20 protein-coding genes and 4 tRNA genes are annotated in these 14,540 nt (G+C 69.1%); 13 read left to right on the top strand and 11 right to left on the bottom strand.

The annotated features are described in order from the left end of the window. Positions 1-30 precede the first annotated feature (30 nt). The 3 genes from ACF1AJ_RS02765 to ACF1AJ_RS02775 are packed head-to-tail and all read left to right on the top strand — an operon-like array spanning position 31 to position 1,414. Entirely contained in the window at positions 31-261 is a 231-nt protein-coding gene (locus tag ACF1AJ_RS02765; RefSeq protein WP_391506029.1) for a PLD nuclease N-terminal domain-containing protein, read from the top strand. An 11-nt stretch (positions 262-272) separates the two neighbouring features. Further along, a complete protein-coding gene (locus tag ACF1AJ_RS02770) occupies positions 273-1,118 on the top strand; it encodes a hypothetical protein (protein WP_391506030.1) in 846 nt (281 codons plus the stop codon). Between the two features lie 5 nt (positions 1,119-1,123). Then, on the top strand, positions 1,124-1,414 hold the full coding sequence (locus tag ACF1AJ_RS02775) for a hypothetical protein (RefSeq protein ID WP_391506031.1): 291 nt from the start codon (positions 1,124-1,126) through the stop codon (positions 1,412-1,414). Positions 1,415-1,483: 69 nt separating this feature from the next. Here ACF1AJ_RS02775 and ACF1AJ_RS02780 read toward each other — a convergent pair whose 3' ends face one another. From ACF1AJ_RS02780 to ACF1AJ_RS02790, 3 genes are read right to left on the bottom strand one after another with little or no spacing between them, the layout of a single operon-like run. Next, positions 1,484-2,023 carry a hypothetical protein gene (locus ACF1AJ_RS02780; RefSeq protein ID WP_391506032.1) on the bottom strand — a complete coding sequence of 180 codons (540 nt, stop codon included), beginning with the start codon at positions 2,021-2,023 and terminating at the stop codon, positions 1,484-1,486. Then, on the bottom strand, positions 2,020-4,029 hold the full coding sequence (locus ACF1AJ_RS02785; protein ID WP_391506033.1) for a primary-amine oxidase: 2,010 nt from the start codon (positions 4,027-4,029) through the stop codon (positions 2,020-2,022). Before ACF1AJ_RS02785 ends, ACF1AJ_RS02780 begins: the two co-directional genes overlap by 4 nt. 10 nt (positions 4,030-4,039) lie before the next feature. Next, positions 4,040-5,542, bottom strand: coding sequence for an APC family permease (locus tag ACF1AJ_RS02790; RefSeq protein ID WP_391506034.1), 1,503 nt, complete (start codon positions 5,540-5,542; stop codon positions 4,040-4,042). 196 nt (positions 5,543-5,738) lie between these two features. Between ACF1AJ_RS02790 and ACF1AJ_RS02795 the strand changes: the two genes are divergently transcribed. Genes ACF1AJ_RS02795 through ACF1AJ_RS02805 form a run of 3 tightly spaced genes read left to right on the top strand, consistent with a single transcriptional unit; the run spans position 5,739 to position 8,411 of the window. Beyond that, the gene (locus ACF1AJ_RS02795; RefSeq protein WP_391506035.1) at positions 5,739-7,238 is read left to right on the top strand and encodes an APC family permease; all 1,500 of its coding nucleotides are present in this window, start codon (positions 5,739-5,741) and stop codon (positions 7,236-7,238) included. After that, positions 7,235-7,909 carry a helix-turn-helix domain-containing protein gene (locus ACF1AJ_RS02800; protein WP_391506036.1) on the top strand — a complete coding sequence of 225 codons (675 nt, stop codon included), beginning with the start codon at positions 7,235-7,237 and terminating at the stop codon, positions 7,907-7,909. Before ACF1AJ_RS02795 ends, ACF1AJ_RS02800 begins: the two co-directional genes overlap by 4 nt. A 49-nt stretch (positions 7,910-7,958) precedes the next feature. Beyond that, positions 7,959-8,411, top strand: coding sequence for a hypothetical protein (locus ACF1AJ_RS02805; RefSeq protein ID WP_391506037.1), 453 nt, complete (start codon positions 7,959-7,961; stop codon positions 8,409-8,411). A gap of 30 nt (positions 8,412-8,441) precedes the next feature. Here the strand turns inward: ACF1AJ_RS02805 and ACF1AJ_RS02810 are convergent, their stop codons facing one another. Both ACF1AJ_RS02810 and ACF1AJ_RS02815 read right to left on the bottom strand, forming a co-directional pair. Beyond that, entirely contained in the window at positions 8,442-8,612 is a 171-nt protein-coding gene (locus tag ACF1AJ_RS02810) for a hypothetical protein (protein ID WP_391506038.1), read from the bottom strand. A 47-nt stretch (positions 8,613-8,659) separates the two neighbouring features. Next, positions 8,660-9,049 carry a hypothetical protein gene (locus ACF1AJ_RS02815; RefSeq protein ID WP_391506039.1) on the bottom strand — a complete coding sequence of 130 codons (390 nt, stop codon included), beginning with the start codon at positions 9,047-9,049 and terminating at the stop codon, positions 8,660-8,662. An 85-nt stretch (positions 9,050-9,134) separates the two neighbouring features. Here ACF1AJ_RS02815 and ACF1AJ_RS02820 point away from each other — a divergent pair, with 85 nt between their 5' ends. The 3 genes from ACF1AJ_RS02820 (at position 9,135) to ACF1AJ_RS02830 (ending at position 10,335) form a co-directional block, all read left to right on the top strand. Next, positions 9,135-9,521, top strand: a complete 387-nt coding sequence (locus ACF1AJ_RS02820) for a hypothetical protein (protein WP_391506040.1) — start codon at positions 9,135-9,137, stop codon at positions 9,519-9,521. Between the two features lie 67 nt (positions 9,522-9,588). Beyond that, positions 9,589-9,825: a hypothetical protein gene (locus ACF1AJ_RS02825; protein ID WP_391506041.1), complete on the top strand. Its 237-nt coding sequence runs from the start codon at positions 9,589-9,591 to the stop codon at positions 9,823-9,825. Positions 9,826-10,035: 210 nt separating this feature from the next. Next, positions 10,036-10,335: a hypothetical protein gene (locus tag ACF1AJ_RS02830; protein ID WP_391506042.1), complete on the top strand. Its 300-nt coding sequence runs from the start codon at positions 10,036-10,038 to the stop codon at positions 10,333-10,335. An 87-nt stretch (positions 10,336-10,422) separates the two neighbouring features. Here the strand turns inward: ACF1AJ_RS02830 and ACF1AJ_RS02835 are convergent. Then, a tRNA-Val gene (locus tag ACF1AJ_RS02835) sits at positions 10,423-10,498 on the bottom strand. A 169-nt stretch (positions 10,499-10,667) separates the two neighbouring features. Between ACF1AJ_RS02835 and ACF1AJ_RS02840 the strand changes: the two genes are divergently transcribed. The 3 genes from ACF1AJ_RS02840 to ACF1AJ_RS02850 all read left to right on the top strand — a co-directional run bounded on the left by ACF1AJ_RS02840 (position 10,668) and on the right by ACF1AJ_RS02850 (position 10,976). Next, positions 10,668-10,740 (top strand) — tRNA-Gly (locus tag ACF1AJ_RS02840). A 67-nt stretch (positions 10,741-10,807) separates the two neighbouring features. Then, positions 10,808-10,878, top strand: a tRNA-Cys gene (locus tag ACF1AJ_RS02845). A gap of 26 nt (positions 10,879-10,904) precedes the next feature. Further along, a tRNA-Val gene (locus ACF1AJ_RS02850) sits at positions 10,905-10,976 on the top strand. A gap of 57 nt (positions 10,977-11,033) precedes the next feature. Here ACF1AJ_RS02850 and ACF1AJ_RS02855 read toward each other — a convergent pair. Then, positions 11,034-11,420, bottom strand: coding sequence for a hypothetical protein (locus ACF1AJ_RS02855; protein WP_391506043.1), 387 nt, complete (start codon positions 11,418-11,420; stop codon positions 11,034-11,036). Positions 11,421-11,520: 100 nt separating this feature from the next. Continuing rightward, positions 11,521-11,784 carry a hypothetical protein gene (locus ACF1AJ_RS02860; RefSeq protein ID WP_391506044.1) on the bottom strand — a complete coding sequence of 88 codons (264 nt, stop codon included), beginning with the start codon at positions 11,782-11,784 and terminating at the stop codon, positions 11,521-11,523. A gap of 82 nt (positions 11,785-11,866) precedes the next feature. Here ACF1AJ_RS02860 and ACF1AJ_RS02865 point away from each other — a divergent pair, with 82 nt between their 5' ends. Next, entirely contained in the window at positions 11,867-12,457 is a 591-nt protein-coding gene (locus tag ACF1AJ_RS02865; RefSeq protein WP_391506045.1) for a hypothetical protein, read from the top strand. Positions 12,458-12,470: 13 nt separating this feature from the next. Here ACF1AJ_RS02865 and ACF1AJ_RS02870 read toward each other — a convergent pair whose 3' ends face one another. The 3 genes from ACF1AJ_RS02870 to ACF1AJ_RS02880 form a co-directional block, all read right to left on the bottom strand. Further along, a complete protein-coding gene (locus ACF1AJ_RS02870; protein WP_391506046.1) occupies positions 12,471-12,857 on the bottom strand; it encodes a hypothetical protein in 387 nt (128 codons plus the stop codon). 112 nt (positions 12,858-12,969) lie between these two features. Continuing rightward, entirely contained in the window at positions 12,970-14,217 is a 1,248-nt protein-coding gene (locus tag ACF1AJ_RS02875) for an FAD-dependent oxidoreductase (RefSeq protein WP_391506047.1), read from the bottom strand. Between the two features lie 62 nt (positions 14,218-14,279). After that, positions 14,280-14,510 carry a hypothetical protein gene (locus ACF1AJ_RS02880; RefSeq protein WP_391506048.1) on the bottom strand — a complete coding sequence of 77 codons (231 nt, stop codon included), beginning with the start codon at positions 14,508-14,510 and terminating at the stop codon, positions 14,280-14,282. Positions 14,511-14,540: the final 30 nt, after the last annotated feature.

Genomic DNA, 14,540 nt, shown 5'->3' on the forward strand with positions numbered 1-14,540 from the left:
GGGTCGTGTCACCGGGCGAATGGGGGATTCGTGTTCAGTGGGCTCGTCGGATGGCATGTGCTGATCCTGGGGATGTTCGTCATCCCGTTCATCCTGTGGCTGATCGCCGTGATCCAGATCGCCGCGATGCGGGCCGCCGCAGGACCGACGGTCGGATGGCTCATCCTGGTGACGCTGGCGCCCCTCCTCGGAGCGATCCTCTGGTTCACGATCGGGCGCAGGTCGCTGCGACAGGATTCACCGCCGGCGCAGGCGGGCTGACGGGAAGTCCGATGAGACGCACCGTCGCGACTCTCGTGGCTGCCGTCCTGCTCACGTCTGCGCTCGCCGCCTGCGCGGCACCGCTCCGCGTGGGCAGTGACGAGACGGGAGACTCCATCGCACGGGATGCCGCCCGGCAGGAGGCAGAGCGCATCGCGGAGACGATCGACGACTCCCGCCCGCGCAACGTGCTCGCCTCCGACCTCGCCTACCGCTACTCCGACTCGTACCGCGCATCGAGCGGCGCGGCGCCGACCGTGACAGCCGACGACGTCGAGCTGTCGGTTCAGGCGATGTCGTGGAAGGGGATGACACGCGATCCGGGCGGCGCCCGCATCACCCTCCGCATCACCGCGCACGCCCCGAGCCGGTCCGCTTCGCTCGCGCAGAAAGGCTGGTCGGAAGGGGACTGGTCGGGATGCTTCGCCTTCCGCGTCCGTCCGTTCTTCCAGTGGAGCACGACGAAGCCGAAGAGCGTGATCTGCCCGCCCGCTCCTGCTTCGCCGCCACCGACGCCGCTTCCGAATCCGAGTCTGCCCGCCGACACCGCCGACCGGATCTCCGCAGTGCTGGCTGCCGCTACGCCGAAGAGCCTCGCCGGCGATCTGAAGGCCGCGTTCCCGGACGATTCCGTCCGGCACGACCCCGTCACCGGCGCCCACCTGACCCGCGACAGCGGTGCGGAAGGCACGGTCCTCGGCGTCGCCGTCGGCATCTCGGGCACCACTGACTGCCTGGTAGGAAAGCGGGACGCCGACGGCTCCGTGCGCGTGTGGCACCCGGCCAACATCACCCTGCAGTCCGGCGAGGCGGGATGCACGCTGAGCAACGCCCTGCACCCGGTGACGACACACTGACGGCTGTGACCATCCAGACCCTGAGTGCGAAGAGCACCCGCCGCGTCGCGCGGGAGACCGGCATCCCGACGATCACCCGGGCGTGGATCGACAACGAGGCGGACCACCATCTCGTCCTGTTCGCCACCTGGGATCACCTGCACGGCTGGTACGACCGTCGCACCGGCGAGGCGGAGGAGCAAAGCGCGGGCGACGACGTGAAGCACCTGCCGTCGTGTCTGACCCAGGACGGCACACTGCTCACCGAGCTCGAACCGTTCGACGACGACGGCCGCTGGCCGACGCTGCTGACCTGAGCGCGCTGACATTCGTGCCGAATGTGCGTTTTGGCGGCGCCTTTCCGCACATTCGGCACGAATGTGGCGCTACACGAGCAGTGGCAGCGACATCAGCGCGACGGAGGCCGCCCCGAGTGTCGCCTCGGCGCGCGGGAGAAGCGGGAGCCGCCGGCGGAACGCCAGGAGCCCGGACGCCACCGCGAAGGCGAGCGCGGCGACTCCCAGCGCCGCGACGACGTTCACCCCGTGGGCGGAGTGTCCGCCGCCCACCGCGCCGTGGTGCGCACCCGCCGCGACGATCAACCCGCCCACCAGGATCGCCTGCAGCGCACGGTGCACTGCCATTGTCCGAGCGGGATGCGCGGGATGCGCGTCACCTGCACCACCCCGACCCTCCGGCCACAGCCGCAGCGCCACCGCCGTCGCGACCCCCGTCGCCACCAGCAGCGCCGCCCACACCACGGGGGCGACGAGGGGATGCGGCAGCAGCATCGTGTCCGCCATCGCCGCGAGCATGGCGAGCATCCCGAACCACGCGAGCGGGGAGCGGCGGTCGGCGCTCCCCGCCACGCAGCATGCCCCCAGCGTCGCCGGGAGCATGCTGCCGAGGTGCAGGGCCTCGATCATCCGTGGTGCGCGTGGTTGCCGTGCCCAGCGTGCGTTTCCCCGTGCCCGTGGTGCCCCGGCGCGCAGTGCGCGGGTGCCTCCGCCGGCACATTGAGGGCGGGGTTCCGGCCGAAGAAGCCGTACGGCTTGAGCGTGAACTTGGCGTAGTCGACCGGCATGACCGGCCAGTCCTCCGGGCGCGGGAAGTGGGTCGGCCCGAAGGTGTGCCAGAGGACGATGTCCTCGCCGTCGAGGGGGCGGTCCGCCGCCATGTAGGCGGGCAGGCCGTCGCCTCCCGGGTTCTGGTTGACGAACTCGCCGGCGGGGTAGCGCTCGTCGCTGGCGTACTGCGTCACCCACAGCTGCTTCGTCGTGAACGCGGCCCGGGCGGTGACGGTGGCGGAGGGGTCGGCCATCAGTGTCGGGTTCTGCTCCGCGTGGAGCACGTATCCGGTGGGCCGGCCGAGCCGGTTGGTCTTCTCCGTGTTGACGATGTGCCAGGTGCGGCCGACGGAGGCGTCCGCCTCCCGAGCGCCGTCCGCCTCGCTCAGGATGCGCGTGGCGCGCTTCGTGAAAGCGTTGCCGTACGGGTTGCTCTCGCTGACCGGAAGGCGCACCGCATCCACCTCTTCGACGGCGTTCGCCAGCCCGTCCACCATCATGTCGAGCCGCGCCGAGAACAGGTGCTGGTGGTAGGGCGCACCGAGCCCGGGCGCCACCTCGCTCGCCGTGGCCGAGCCCTCGACGTAGGACGACGTGAAGAGGATGCCGGTCAGTTTGGCCTCGCATTCGATCGTGCCGTCGAGGTACAGGTACCAGTAGAAGCCGTAGTCGTAGTTGCCGACCGTGGTGAAGAAGGAGATCACGAGCCGCCGCGACCGTCGCACCTCGTTCGCGGAGGTGAACAGGTCGGTGTGCTTCCACAGCGTCCCGTAGTCCTCTTCGTGCATGCAGATCGCGTTCTCGATCGTCTTCGGCCGGCCGAACTCGTCGGACAGCACCGCGTCGAAGTAGCGGATCTCGCCGAGGCAGTCGCAGCCGAGTGTCAGCGAGTTCGCGAACCGGCCGAACAGGTATTCGCCGGTGTCGAAGTAGTTCTGCCAGTACCGCGTCGGGGACGGGTCCGCGTAGGGCACGACCATTTCGGCGATGGATGCGCGGTAGACCACCGGACGGACCTCACCGCTCTGGTCGGGGTCGGCGAAACCGAGGTTCCGCAGGATGAGTCCCTCCCGGGCGTCGAACCCGAGGGAGAACGACCAGTTGGCCCAGGTGACCGTGTCTCCGTCCACCGCGAAGCTCGGTCCCTCCGGCTGGGTGATAGAGATCGGCTTGAGCGTGTCGAGCGGGGCCGGTCGCTCGGACTCCAGGTGGAAGTTGCCCGGCTCCTCGGGGACGGGGAGCTCGAACGCGTCGACCACCCGGGTGACCTCGCGGGCGATGACGTCGACGTACGCGCACAGCCCGTCCACCGGGTGGGCCCAGGGGTGGTCCTCGGCGTGGTCCATCCGGAAGGCGAAGACGCGGATGATCCGTCGGCCCTCCTCGCCGGGGATGTCGTACGAGCCGGGAGAGAGCGGAGCGTAGACGACCTGGTCGCTCACCAGCCCGCGCTTCTCGAGGGCCGCCAGCCAGCCGGCGTCCGCGGCGAGGATGCCGCCGATCGCCTCGAACTCCTCCTCGAGGATGGGCACCTGGCCGCGCGAGCCGTCGATCGGCACGAGCGCGATGACTTCGTCGCGTGTGAGCGAGACGGCGGCGTCGACGCTCTCGCCGGTGGCGACGTCGAGCAGCAGGATGCGCGCCTCGCGGTCCGGCGTCGGTGCGTCGCCCGCCAGCGCGGCCAGCACATCCGCCTTGTCGGGCTCCAGCAGGCCGACGTAGACGAAGCGGCTCGTTTCCGTCACGGCACCGGCCGAACGGAGGATGCGCGCCACGGCCTCGATCTCGGCCGCCGTCAGGCTGGAGAGCGGACCGGGCACTGTCGTGTCGTCGTCGGGGAGGGTCAGGGGCAGTTCGGTCGTCATGTCAGGTCTCCTAGGCGCTGATGGTGTCGATGATGTTCTCGTAGGCGGCGCGCTTGCTGCGGCGCAGGACGAGTGCCTGCACCACGCCGATCACGGGAACGGCGAGCATGGCGGCGAAGAAGGCGATCGAGAGCGGGCCGACCACCGGGGTGCCCTTCGCATCCACATCGCCGATGAGCAGGGGGAAGTTGTCGACGATGATGAGCGTCACCCCGATCAGGCCGAGCAGGCCGATGACGGGGGCGATCACCGTGCGCCAGAGACCGGCTCCGGTCTTCTTCCGGGCGAAGTAGACGATGACGGCCAGGCAGGTCAGCGCCATGAGCACGACGATCGCGAGGGTTGCGATGCCGCTGAACCAGGTGAACACCTGCAGCACGGGGTCGAGGCGGAACAGCGCGAACGCCACGATTAGCACCGCCGCTGTGGCGGTCTGCACCAGCGACGACACGTACGGAGACGAGTGCTTGCCGTGGACGCGCCCGATCGCCGCCGGGAACACCGACGCGTTCGACATCGAGTGCTGGTACCGCGTGACCACGTTGTGGAAAGAGAGCACGCAGGCGAACAGGCTCGTGATCAGGAGGACGTTGACGATGACCCCGCCGACGGATCCGAGGTAGTGGATGGCGGTGTTCACGATGAAGCCGCCGGTGTCGGCCGCGACCACATCCACGATCTTCGCGGGTCCCCATCCCATCACCAGCGCCCAGGACGCGAACGTGTAGAAGACGCCGATGGCGATGACCGCGATGTAGGTCGCCCGAGGGATGGTCTTCTCCGGCTCCTTGGCCTCGTCGCGGAAGATCGCCGTCGACTCGAACCCGATGAATCCGGCGAGGGCGAACATCAGCCCGATGCCGGGGGAGCCCGACAGCACGGTGCTCGGCTCGAACGGCACGAGCGACAGGCCCTCCGCGCCTCCCGTCCCGATGATCACGAAGCTCAAGACAATGACGATCCCGACCTCCGCGATGAGCAGGATGCCGAGCACGCGCGAACTCAGCTCGATGTGCCGGTAGCCGAGGACTCCGACCAAGGCGATCATCGCGAGCGAGTAGACGTACCAGGGGATGTCCGGGCCGTGCAGCGCGACGACCGACGACTCCAGCGTCGCGCCCAGGTAGCCGTACACCGCCACCTGCACGGTCGTGTAGGTGAGCAGCGCAAGATAGGCGGCGGCGAGGCCGAGCGGCCGCCCCATCCCGTAGCCGACATAGGTGAAGAACGCGCCCGGCCGGGGGATGAACCGGCTCATCGCGCTCAGCCCGACGGCGAAGAACAGCAGGATGACGGCGCCGATCGCGAACATGCTCGGCACGCCGGCGCCGTTGCCCAGCAGCACGGCGACCGGGAAGCCGCCGCCGATCACGGTGAGCGGCGCCGCAGCGGCGACCACCATGAACACGATCGAGCCGACGCCGAGCCGGCCGGAGAGCTGGCGCGCGGCGCCGGGACCACGGATGGCGATCGGATCGCCGAGCAGAGCCTGAGGCTCCTGTGCAGCCGTCATGGGTTCCTCCAGGGGGATGAGAGGGCGGGTGCCGCCAGTCTCGCGAGAGGGTGTTGCGCGGTCGTTCCGCCGCTGTGAAGAGTCGGCGCTCGCCGAATGGGACGGACCGTGTCGCATTCGAGGGTCACGCGCCCGTGACGCCGGCGAAACGCGGACGCAACACGCCCGCCGTAGCCTCGCGGGCGAGGAGCACACCGTGACAGCACAGCCCCCCGTGACGGCCCTGAGCCGAGCGATCGCCGACCCGACACCGGTCGACGGCCTGGCTGCGCGCTCGCCGATGGCCGGTCTCGACCGGCGCAGCCTCGGTTTCGTGGATGTGCTGGCCCAGTCGGTCGGCGCCGTCGCGCCCTCCGCTGCCGCGGCCACCTGCCCAGTGCTCGTCGCCGCGCGTGCCGGATCGGGCACGCTGCTCGCGTTCCTTCTCGCGGGGGTGCTGATGGCGCTCGTCGCGTACGCCGTCAACCAATTCACCCGGCGGATGGCCGCCACCGGCTCCCTTTACACGTTCGCCGCGCGCGGTCTGGGGGTTCGGGCCGGGTTCGCGACGAGCGCCGCGATGATCGTCGGCTATGGATTCGTCGCGATGTTCGCCCTGCTGGGCGCCGCGTACTACGGGTTGACGCTGCTCGCTCATGCCGTCCCGGGCGTGACCGGCTCGCGCGGGCTGGTGCTCCTGCTGCTGGCCGGGTTCGGTGCCGTCGGCCTGCTGGTGCTGTGGCGCGGCATCCGGCTGTCGGCCCGGGTCACGCTCGTCATCGAGCTGCTGTCGATCGCGGGCATCCTGATTTTGATCGTCGTGCTGCTCGTCCGCGTGCCCGGCTCGTCGTTCGCGGCCATTGCACTGCCCCGCTCGGTCGGCGTTCCGGAGCTCGCCGCCGGCACGACCGTCGCCGTCACCGCCTTCGTCGGCTTCGAGAGCGCCGCGACGCTCGGCGTGGAGTCGCGGCGGCCGTTCGCGACCATCCCGCGCACCATCCGCTGGACCGTGATCGCGGCAGGACTGCTGTACCTGCTCTCCGCCTACACGCAGCTGGCCGGATTCGAGGCGCTCGGCGGGGACCTGGTGGCCAGCGACAGCCCGGTGAACGACCTGGCGGCGCGTGCGGGGGTCGAGTGGATCGGCCTGCTGCTGGATGCGGCGCTCGCCTGCTCCTTCCTGGCCTGCGCCCTGGCCTCGACGACGGCGCTCGCCCGCGTCCTGTTCTCCCTCGGCCGCGAGGGGATCGCGCCGCGCGCCCTCGGGCGCACGCATCGCCGCTTCCGGACCCCGCACGTCGCGCTGGCGGTGGGTGTCGCGGTCGAGGTCGCCGTGCCCGCTGTCCTCGTGATGGCCGGAATGGGGGCGTGGCAGGCGATGGGCGTCGTGGTCGTCTGCGCGGCGGCCGGGTACATGACCGCCTACGCGCTCGTCTGCGTCGCGACGCCGTTCTTCCTGCGCCGGATCGGCGAGTTGACCGTCGGTCCTGCCGTCGCCGCTGCGGTCGCGACCGCGGGTCTCGTGGCAGCCCTCGCGCTCGACCTCTGGCTCGAGGCTTCCGGCGACCGCGCCCTCGCCGTTCTGCTGCTGGCCGGGGTGGCGGCCGTCGCGTTCGCGCTGTGGGCGCTGTGCCGACGCCGGAGGCCGGACGCGCTGCGACGCATCGGCCTGTACGACGAGCCGACGATGGGGGACGTGCTCGGCGGGGCGCCATGAACGCCATCCCGGAGCTGAGCGGACGACAGCCGGGCGCGGTGCACAGCGCGTTCGCGGTGCTGGAGGAGGTCGCGCGTGCGGGGCCCGGGATCACCGCGCAGCAGCTGTCCGCGCGCCTGGGCCTGCCGCGCGCGACGGCGTACCGCATCCTGAATCTGCTGGTGCAGGACGAGTACCTCGTGCGCATGCCCGACCTCCGCGGCTTCGCCCTGGGCCGGAAAGTCGCAGAGCTGGCCGATGTCGCCCAGGCGCAGGATGCGGCAGCCACCGCTCGGGAGGCGGTCGCCGACCTGCGCGGGCGCATCCGCGGTGGCGTGCACCTGGCCGTCTACCGCGACGACCGGGTGGTGCCCGTCGACGTGGACCCGGACTTCCCGCTCTCGGACGCCAAGCGCATCCAGTCGGACCTCAGCGTCTCCGCCCTCGGCCGGCTCCTCCTGGCGGAGCAGGCCGCGCGGGCCGTGCCGTCACCCACCCGGTTCACGACGCAGGAGGGCGAGCTGGTCCCGGGTTTCGGCTGCCTCGCCGTCCCGGTGCGCGGCGACGACCAGCGCCTGGTCGCCGGCCTCGCGCTGGCGCTCCCGGCCGCGCGCCTAGCCGACCGGGACGGGCTGGTGTCGCTGGTCGCCGACACCGCGGTGCGGCTGGGGCCGCTGATCAGCCGGGTGTGAGGCGGGGTCGCTGGTAGCCTGCGGGAGCAGATTCTGACGGGAAGGCAGCATGAGATCGCGCGATACCGATCACCAGAGCGCTGACGTGACCTGGTCCCAGCCGGTCCTGCAGATCGCCTTTGTGCTGTTCGTGATGACCGTGTTGGTGATCGCCGGGATCTTCCTCGCGGTTCGCACCATCAGCGGGCAGCCGGGGCCGCCGGTGTGGTTCGGCGCGTTGTGGATCCTTGCGCTCGGCTGGAGCATGTACTGGTGGCTTTTCCGAGTCGCGTACCGGGTCGAACTCGTCGGCCGCACCCTCAATTGGCGAGCGCCGCTCCGAAGCGGCAGCATCCCGGTGGATGCGATCGAGCGCGCCGGCCGATTCTTCGGTGCGCCGTCCACGTGCGTGCTACGCGGGAGCGGCTACCCACCCGTCGTGGTCTCCGCACAGCGCCAGGACTTCACGCCGATGCTCCAGGCAGTGAACCGCCTCAACCCAGCGGTTCCCACCCACCTGTAGTCGCCTCGTTCCGCCGTCTAGCCGCTGCGGTCACCGCCGCAGCCACGCGGTGAGCGAGAGTCCGGCGTTGGCGAACCGAAGCCAGTACAGCACGCTGACGAGTGCAGCGACGGGCAGGCCGATGGCGACTGGCCACGCCTTGTCGCCGGCCGGAAGGAGCGACATCGCGGCCACCGTTGCGGCCTCGGGCAGACCCTCCATCGAGACTCATCCTGCTGGAGAAGTTCGCACGCGTCCAGCGCTCCGCTTCACCAGCTGATGTCGTCCAGATCCGTCCGGAAGTCGACGAATTCGGTGGACTCGCCGTGGGCGATCTCGACCGTCGTAGAGGCGTGGGCCGGAAGGTGCCGCTGGATCGCCCGGCCGAGCGGCAGGAATTGGGCTTTCGTGGCGCTGTCGGGGACGACGGCGCGCAAAGTCAGGTCGCAGCTGTCCGTGTCAAGGACCGCCTCCGATGAGACGACGGTCGCGGAGGTCACGAGCGGCTGGTCGGAGAGCCAGCGGGCGAAGGGCTCGGCGATGGCTTCGCAGTCGCGCGGAACGGCGGTGTAGTCGCCGATCTGGCATCCGGAGAGGGCGCACGCGAGCGACGCCACAACGACAGAGACCCCGGCGAGGCGGCCACGAAATCCACTCATCGATGTCCCCCCTCGAACAAAGTACCGGGGTAGCGGGCGGAGACACGAATGGCCCGGCGTGGGGACGAGCGATAGCGTCTGGAGGATGAGTAACGTGCCCTCACGTCGATCGAACGCGGAACTCAATCGTGCCCGCGCGGCCGTGTTCATCTTCGGAGCTGCAGCCGTCGTCCTCGTCGTCCCGGCCGCGTCCGCGTACGGGGAGTGGCAGCATGCGCTCCACTACGGCTGGCCCGGCCCCTACCGGAGCAGCATCGCCGAGGCCAACGGTGGCGAGACGATTGTGAAGGCGCAGATCTGGGGACTCATGTCACTCGTAGTGCTCGCCGGAGCAGCTATTGCTTCCGGGTTCGCAGCCCGCACAGCCGGACAAAGGGTGTGGCTGGTGGTTCTCACCGGAGTGATTGTCACGGTGGCAATGCTCGCGGTCGTGGCGGTGCTGCTCACACCGCCGCTCGAATCATCCGGCTGAACGAGTGTCCGCAGAGCGGGCGCGGAAACCGTCGACGTTCATCTCCTCCAGGCATAGAGTCCGATCCGTGACCGACCCGCACACTCGAGGCCTCCGGTTCTGGCGAAACTTCGCGTGGATGTTCGCCGGTGTCTCGCTGCTCAACCTCGTCTGCGGTGTCGTTCTTGTCGTCCTCGGCACTCCGACAGGGTGGGTGAACATCGCACTCGGAATCATTTTCGCCGGCCAGGCCATCCTCTACCTCTGGTACTACCGGCAGGCAACGCGCGAACAAGCTGGCGATCGACCGAACTATGAGCCGTAACCGGAACACCCCGGCGCTTGTCGGCCTGACCGTGTCGTGCTTTGTCTTTGCGGTCATCGTCGCGGTGCTCGCAGTGACGCTACCTCTGCGGTCGCTCTGGATTCCCTCTGCCATCATCCTGGCTGCGGGAGTGGGCGGTGCGATCACGGTGTCCGTTCGCTTCCGGCGTCGACGACCACACCCACGGAGTCGACGGGTAGAGTCCGATTCGTGACCGGTGCGCCGTCGAAGAAGCCGTGGTGGATACTCACCTCCTCGCGCGCGGGCTCGTGGTGGATGGCGATCTTCTACACCGCCCTTGCCTCCATCGAACCGCTCCTCGCCTTGCGCCGAGGGGACTGGTGGTGGCTACTGATCGGGGTGTTCTTCGTCCTGGCCGCTGCGGTCGCTTGGATCTCACTCGTATGGGTGCTCCGGCACCCGGCGACAGCCGTGTCGGCAGCGCCGGACGGTGCCGATGATGCGCCGGTCCGAGATGATGGCTCACCCAAGCGCCAGCCGGGATCCTGACCCCACGGTTTCGGCAGCCGCGCGTGGCACTACGGGGTCGGCCCAGAATAAGAAACAGAAAACCCCCGGCGGACCGGGGGTTTTCTTTGGTGGGCGATACCAGACTCGAACTGATGACCTCTTCCGTGTGAAGGAAGCGCGCTACCAACTGCGCCAATCGCCCGTGTGCTGCGAGATTCGATACTAGCCGACTCCGGGGCCCCGATGCACATCGACACGGAGCGCCCGAACGCGGCCACAGGCGACACACCCGGCGGGCGTAATCGGTTTTGTCTTGCGCCTCCAGATCGGCTAGAGTCTTTCAAGTGCCGCAGGGAACTGCGGGGCGAAATGCGGATGTAGCGCAGTTGGTAGCGCATCACCTTGCCAAGGTGAGGGTCGCGAGTTCGAGTCTCGTCATCCGCTCGAGTCGGCCCGGTCTTCGGATCGGGCCTCTCAGGTACGGTACGGGTTTTTCCGTGTTGTGGCGTTCGGTGGATTGGCCGAGAGGCGAGGCAGCGGCCTGCAAAGCCGTATACACGGGTTCGAATCCCGTATCCACCTCGATCCTGAGCTTCGCGTTCAGGCTCGGGCGATTGGCGCAGCGGTAGCGCGCTTCCCTGACACGGAAGAGGTCACTGGTTCGATCCCAGTATCGCCCACAGAGAGAAACCCCCGGAGAACCGGGGGTTTCGTCGTTTCCGGATGGTTCCGACGAATCACGGGCCAGCCGTTTCCACCGGGGTCGGGACGATGAGGCGGCCGTCGTCGGCCCCGCCCACTTGGACCTTGCCGTCCATCCCGACGAGGACCATGCGGCTCCACTGGTCCGGCATAGGACACGGTGCACCCTTCTGCCCGGGAACGACCTTGAGCGCCATCCGTGCGGTCCGGGTCGCCGTCCCGGCCCGGTCGGTCAACGTGACGACAAGGTCGTGCTGCTTGCTGAGATCCGCGGTGCGAGGGACCAGGATGTCGAACGACGGCCTGGCTCCGTCCTCCTCGTCGCACGAGCCGGCGTAGCAGGCGTGAACCGTGCCGCCAGGATGCACCCGCAACCAGATCGCAGCGTCGACGGTGATGTGAGGCGGCCGGATGTCGGGCATAGAGCACACAGGGAACAGTGGGGCGCAGCCCGCAAGGAGCGTGACGGCGACGATACCCAGAGCAACGGTCATTGCATACTGAACCCGCGTCGCCTTCACGTCACCGACGTCCGGCAGGGCGGCCCTGCTCACCCTTCCGCGCGAAGTAGTACAGACCGAGCCACGCCCAAGCGGCGAGCATGCCCCACAAGACGCAGACGAGGACGAACCAGGGGTTGGGCGGCGGAGATGCTATGACGACCGACACATTGAGGGCGAAGATGGCTGTGTACCAGAAAGCCATGTTTCGCGAGTTCCGCAGGCTTGCGGCAGGGACCCACCACGGCCGCTTGCGTGGCGGCTTGCGCTGGCTGCTCGGGGTCATGAGTGTCAGCGTAGCGAGGACGGCCCCGGAAACCAGAGCTACCTCTTGCGGGCACCGCCAGCTCTGTGATCAGGTGGCGACCGTGAGCTTCTTCCCGCTGGACCCGCCCGAGGACGAGAACGAGACCGTCGAGAGTGTCGCCGCGCCATGGTGGAAGCCGTCCGACGGTGAGCTGGCTGCGATCTTCCCGATCGGTGAGACGATCGCCAGGAACGACAAAGTCGCCCTCATCCTGACGATGGCTCGGGTCTACAGCAACGGCGTGGAGCTCATCATCGACCGTCGCATCCGCCGTGGACGTGCGACCCGCCTGGAGTGGCAGGAGATGCAGTCGGCTATCCACAACCACTTCGCCCGGTACGACCCGGATCGCGTCCGCTACGGCGTCGTGCTGGGTGACGGTCAGCAGCTGATCTCCGATCTTGCGCCGGGCATGTACGGCGTCGCCCCCGAGAAGCACAGCCTCAACCCCTCCGGCGGGAATGGCGGGGGTGGTGAAGACATCTACCGGTTCGATGACGGGATGTGGCTGTGGCCGCTTCCCCCGGAGGGCCCCCTCGAGGTGGTCGTCCAGTGGCCGGCGTTCGACATTCCGGAGTCGCACGTCGTGCTGGATACCGCACCACTTCTCGCCCGGGCCTCTGAGGCCCGTCCGGTGTGGGGTTCCGACTAGATCGTGGTGATCATCATGGGAGTGTGCCGACGGCAGCGCTCGGCTCCTTCGAGTCCACGTGCAGTCGCCTCGGTAGGAGAAGCAGCACCAGCGGTACGGCTGCCGCAGCGATGATCGCGGCACCGATCAGGTTGTCGAGCAGCGGGTTCCCGGACGCGATGTCGATCGACTCGCCGACCAGGCCGATCAGCACGAGCACAGCGAGGGGGATGATCGCGGCGAGGCCACGGTGACCCCTCACGGCGTTTCCCGCACCCGCCGCGAGAGCGGTCGCGCCGCCGACGCAGACGACGACGAGGAAGGCGACGCCGCGATTCGCCGCATTGCTAGTGAGGTTCCCGATGGTGCCCTGCCCGGTGACCCATTGCACGACAAGTGCGACGGCCAGTAACGCCAGCACGAACGAGTAGCAAAACGATAGGACCGCCGCGACAATCACCGCTCCCGTCCGGCGGAACCGCGCCCGTGATCGAAAGGACGACACAGCGCGATCGTAGCGTTCGCCCGCGCCATCAACGTGGTTCATGAACCACCGATCTCGCCGCCCGCAGTCCCGAGTGGAGCGCGCCCTGGATCGATGGGGACTCTCGGTGATCGCCCGCGAGATGCAGGCCCGGGCCGATGCGAGTGGGGGACGGGTGCCGCAACGGCGGCGGCAGAGCGGGGAGCGCGTGCGGGATGTCATCACGGCGCAGGAGCCGCCATGATGACGAAGCCGGGCCATACAGCCGTGCGAGCTGGGCGCGCACGTCGGTCTCGCTCGCCACGCTGCCGGGAGTCAACAGGCAGGTCGCCTGCACGAGGTGGTAGCCGGGCGGCGCTGCCTCCGAGATCGTGGCGGAGATCGCCAGTGCATTGACGATCGGGCCTTCGCGACCCCCGTCAATCGTCAGCAACCCGGAGACCGGAGCTTGCTGCGCCGCGAACCACCAGGTCTGCAATCCCCGAGTGGATGGCACAGGCATGTCCACGAGTCCGTCGACTGCCTCCGCAGCCACCGCCACGACGACGTCGCGTGCGCGCAGGGTCTGCTCGCCGAGCGCATCCACCTCCCACCGACCGTCGCTCCGCCGCAGCCGGCTCACCGCGCGGCCGAGCCGGATATCCGCTCCCGCCGCGCGAGCGCGCGAAGCGAGCGCGATCGGGAGCCCGGCGATGCCGTCACGGGGCAGGCCCGCGGCGGCCGGGAGGAACGATCGGGCGAGCAGGCGCACGTACGTGTCTGACGTCGACTCCGACGAATCGGCGAGAACTCCCGCGAAGAAGGGCGACAACACCTCGGTACGGAGTGCCTCGGTCAGGCCGGCCTCGTCCCAGCCCCGCCCGACGGTGCGATCCGGGCGCGCGACCGAAGAACGCGGGCGGAGGACCATGGGACCGAGCCACCGGGCGAGCCCGACAAGGTCACGGGGTGTGACGAGACCGCTGGCGAGTGTCGCCGGAATCAGGCCGGGATGCCGAAGCGGATGCGCGAGGGTGGCCATCGAGCCGTCCGCGCGGCGGACCCGAACCGCTGTCGGGAACGCCGCGACGGAAAGACTATCGACGTCCACCGCCGCGCGGACCGCCGGGTAGGCGGTGTTCAGCACATGGAAGCCGCGGTCGAGGGTGAAGCCATCGACGCGGTCGGTTCGTTGCCGCCCACCGACACGGTCCGAGGCCTCGAGCACGACCACCTCGCGGCCGCGGGCGGCCAGTTCGGCTGCGCAGCGCAGCCCCGCGAGCCCGGCACCGATCACGATCACGTCATGCGTCCGCATGTGCCGAGTGTACGAGCGCATGATCGACGGCAAGCGGAGAGACCTCGTCGCAGGTGTCTGTGTCAGTCCGCCGACGGCGGGACTGTGATGCGCATCACCGTCTTGCTCTTGCCGATGTGCCGCTCGAAGGTGAATCCGGCCTTCTCGAACATCGCCCTCGTGCCGTTGTGGAGGAACGACGACGTCCGTTTCCCGGGAGCGAGCTCGTTGGGGAACGAGACCACCTCGCCACCACCGGCCTGCGCGATCAGCTCGAGCGCCCGATCCAGTGACTCCCGGGCTCCCTCGTCCACTCCTGTCAAGTGTGGCGGGACCGATTGCCG

The sequence above is a fragment of the Leifsonia sp. NPDC014704 genome (assembly GCF_043083605.1).
Classification (GTDB): Bacteria; Actinomycetota; Actinomycetes; order Actinomycetales; family Microbacteriaceae; genus Leifsonia.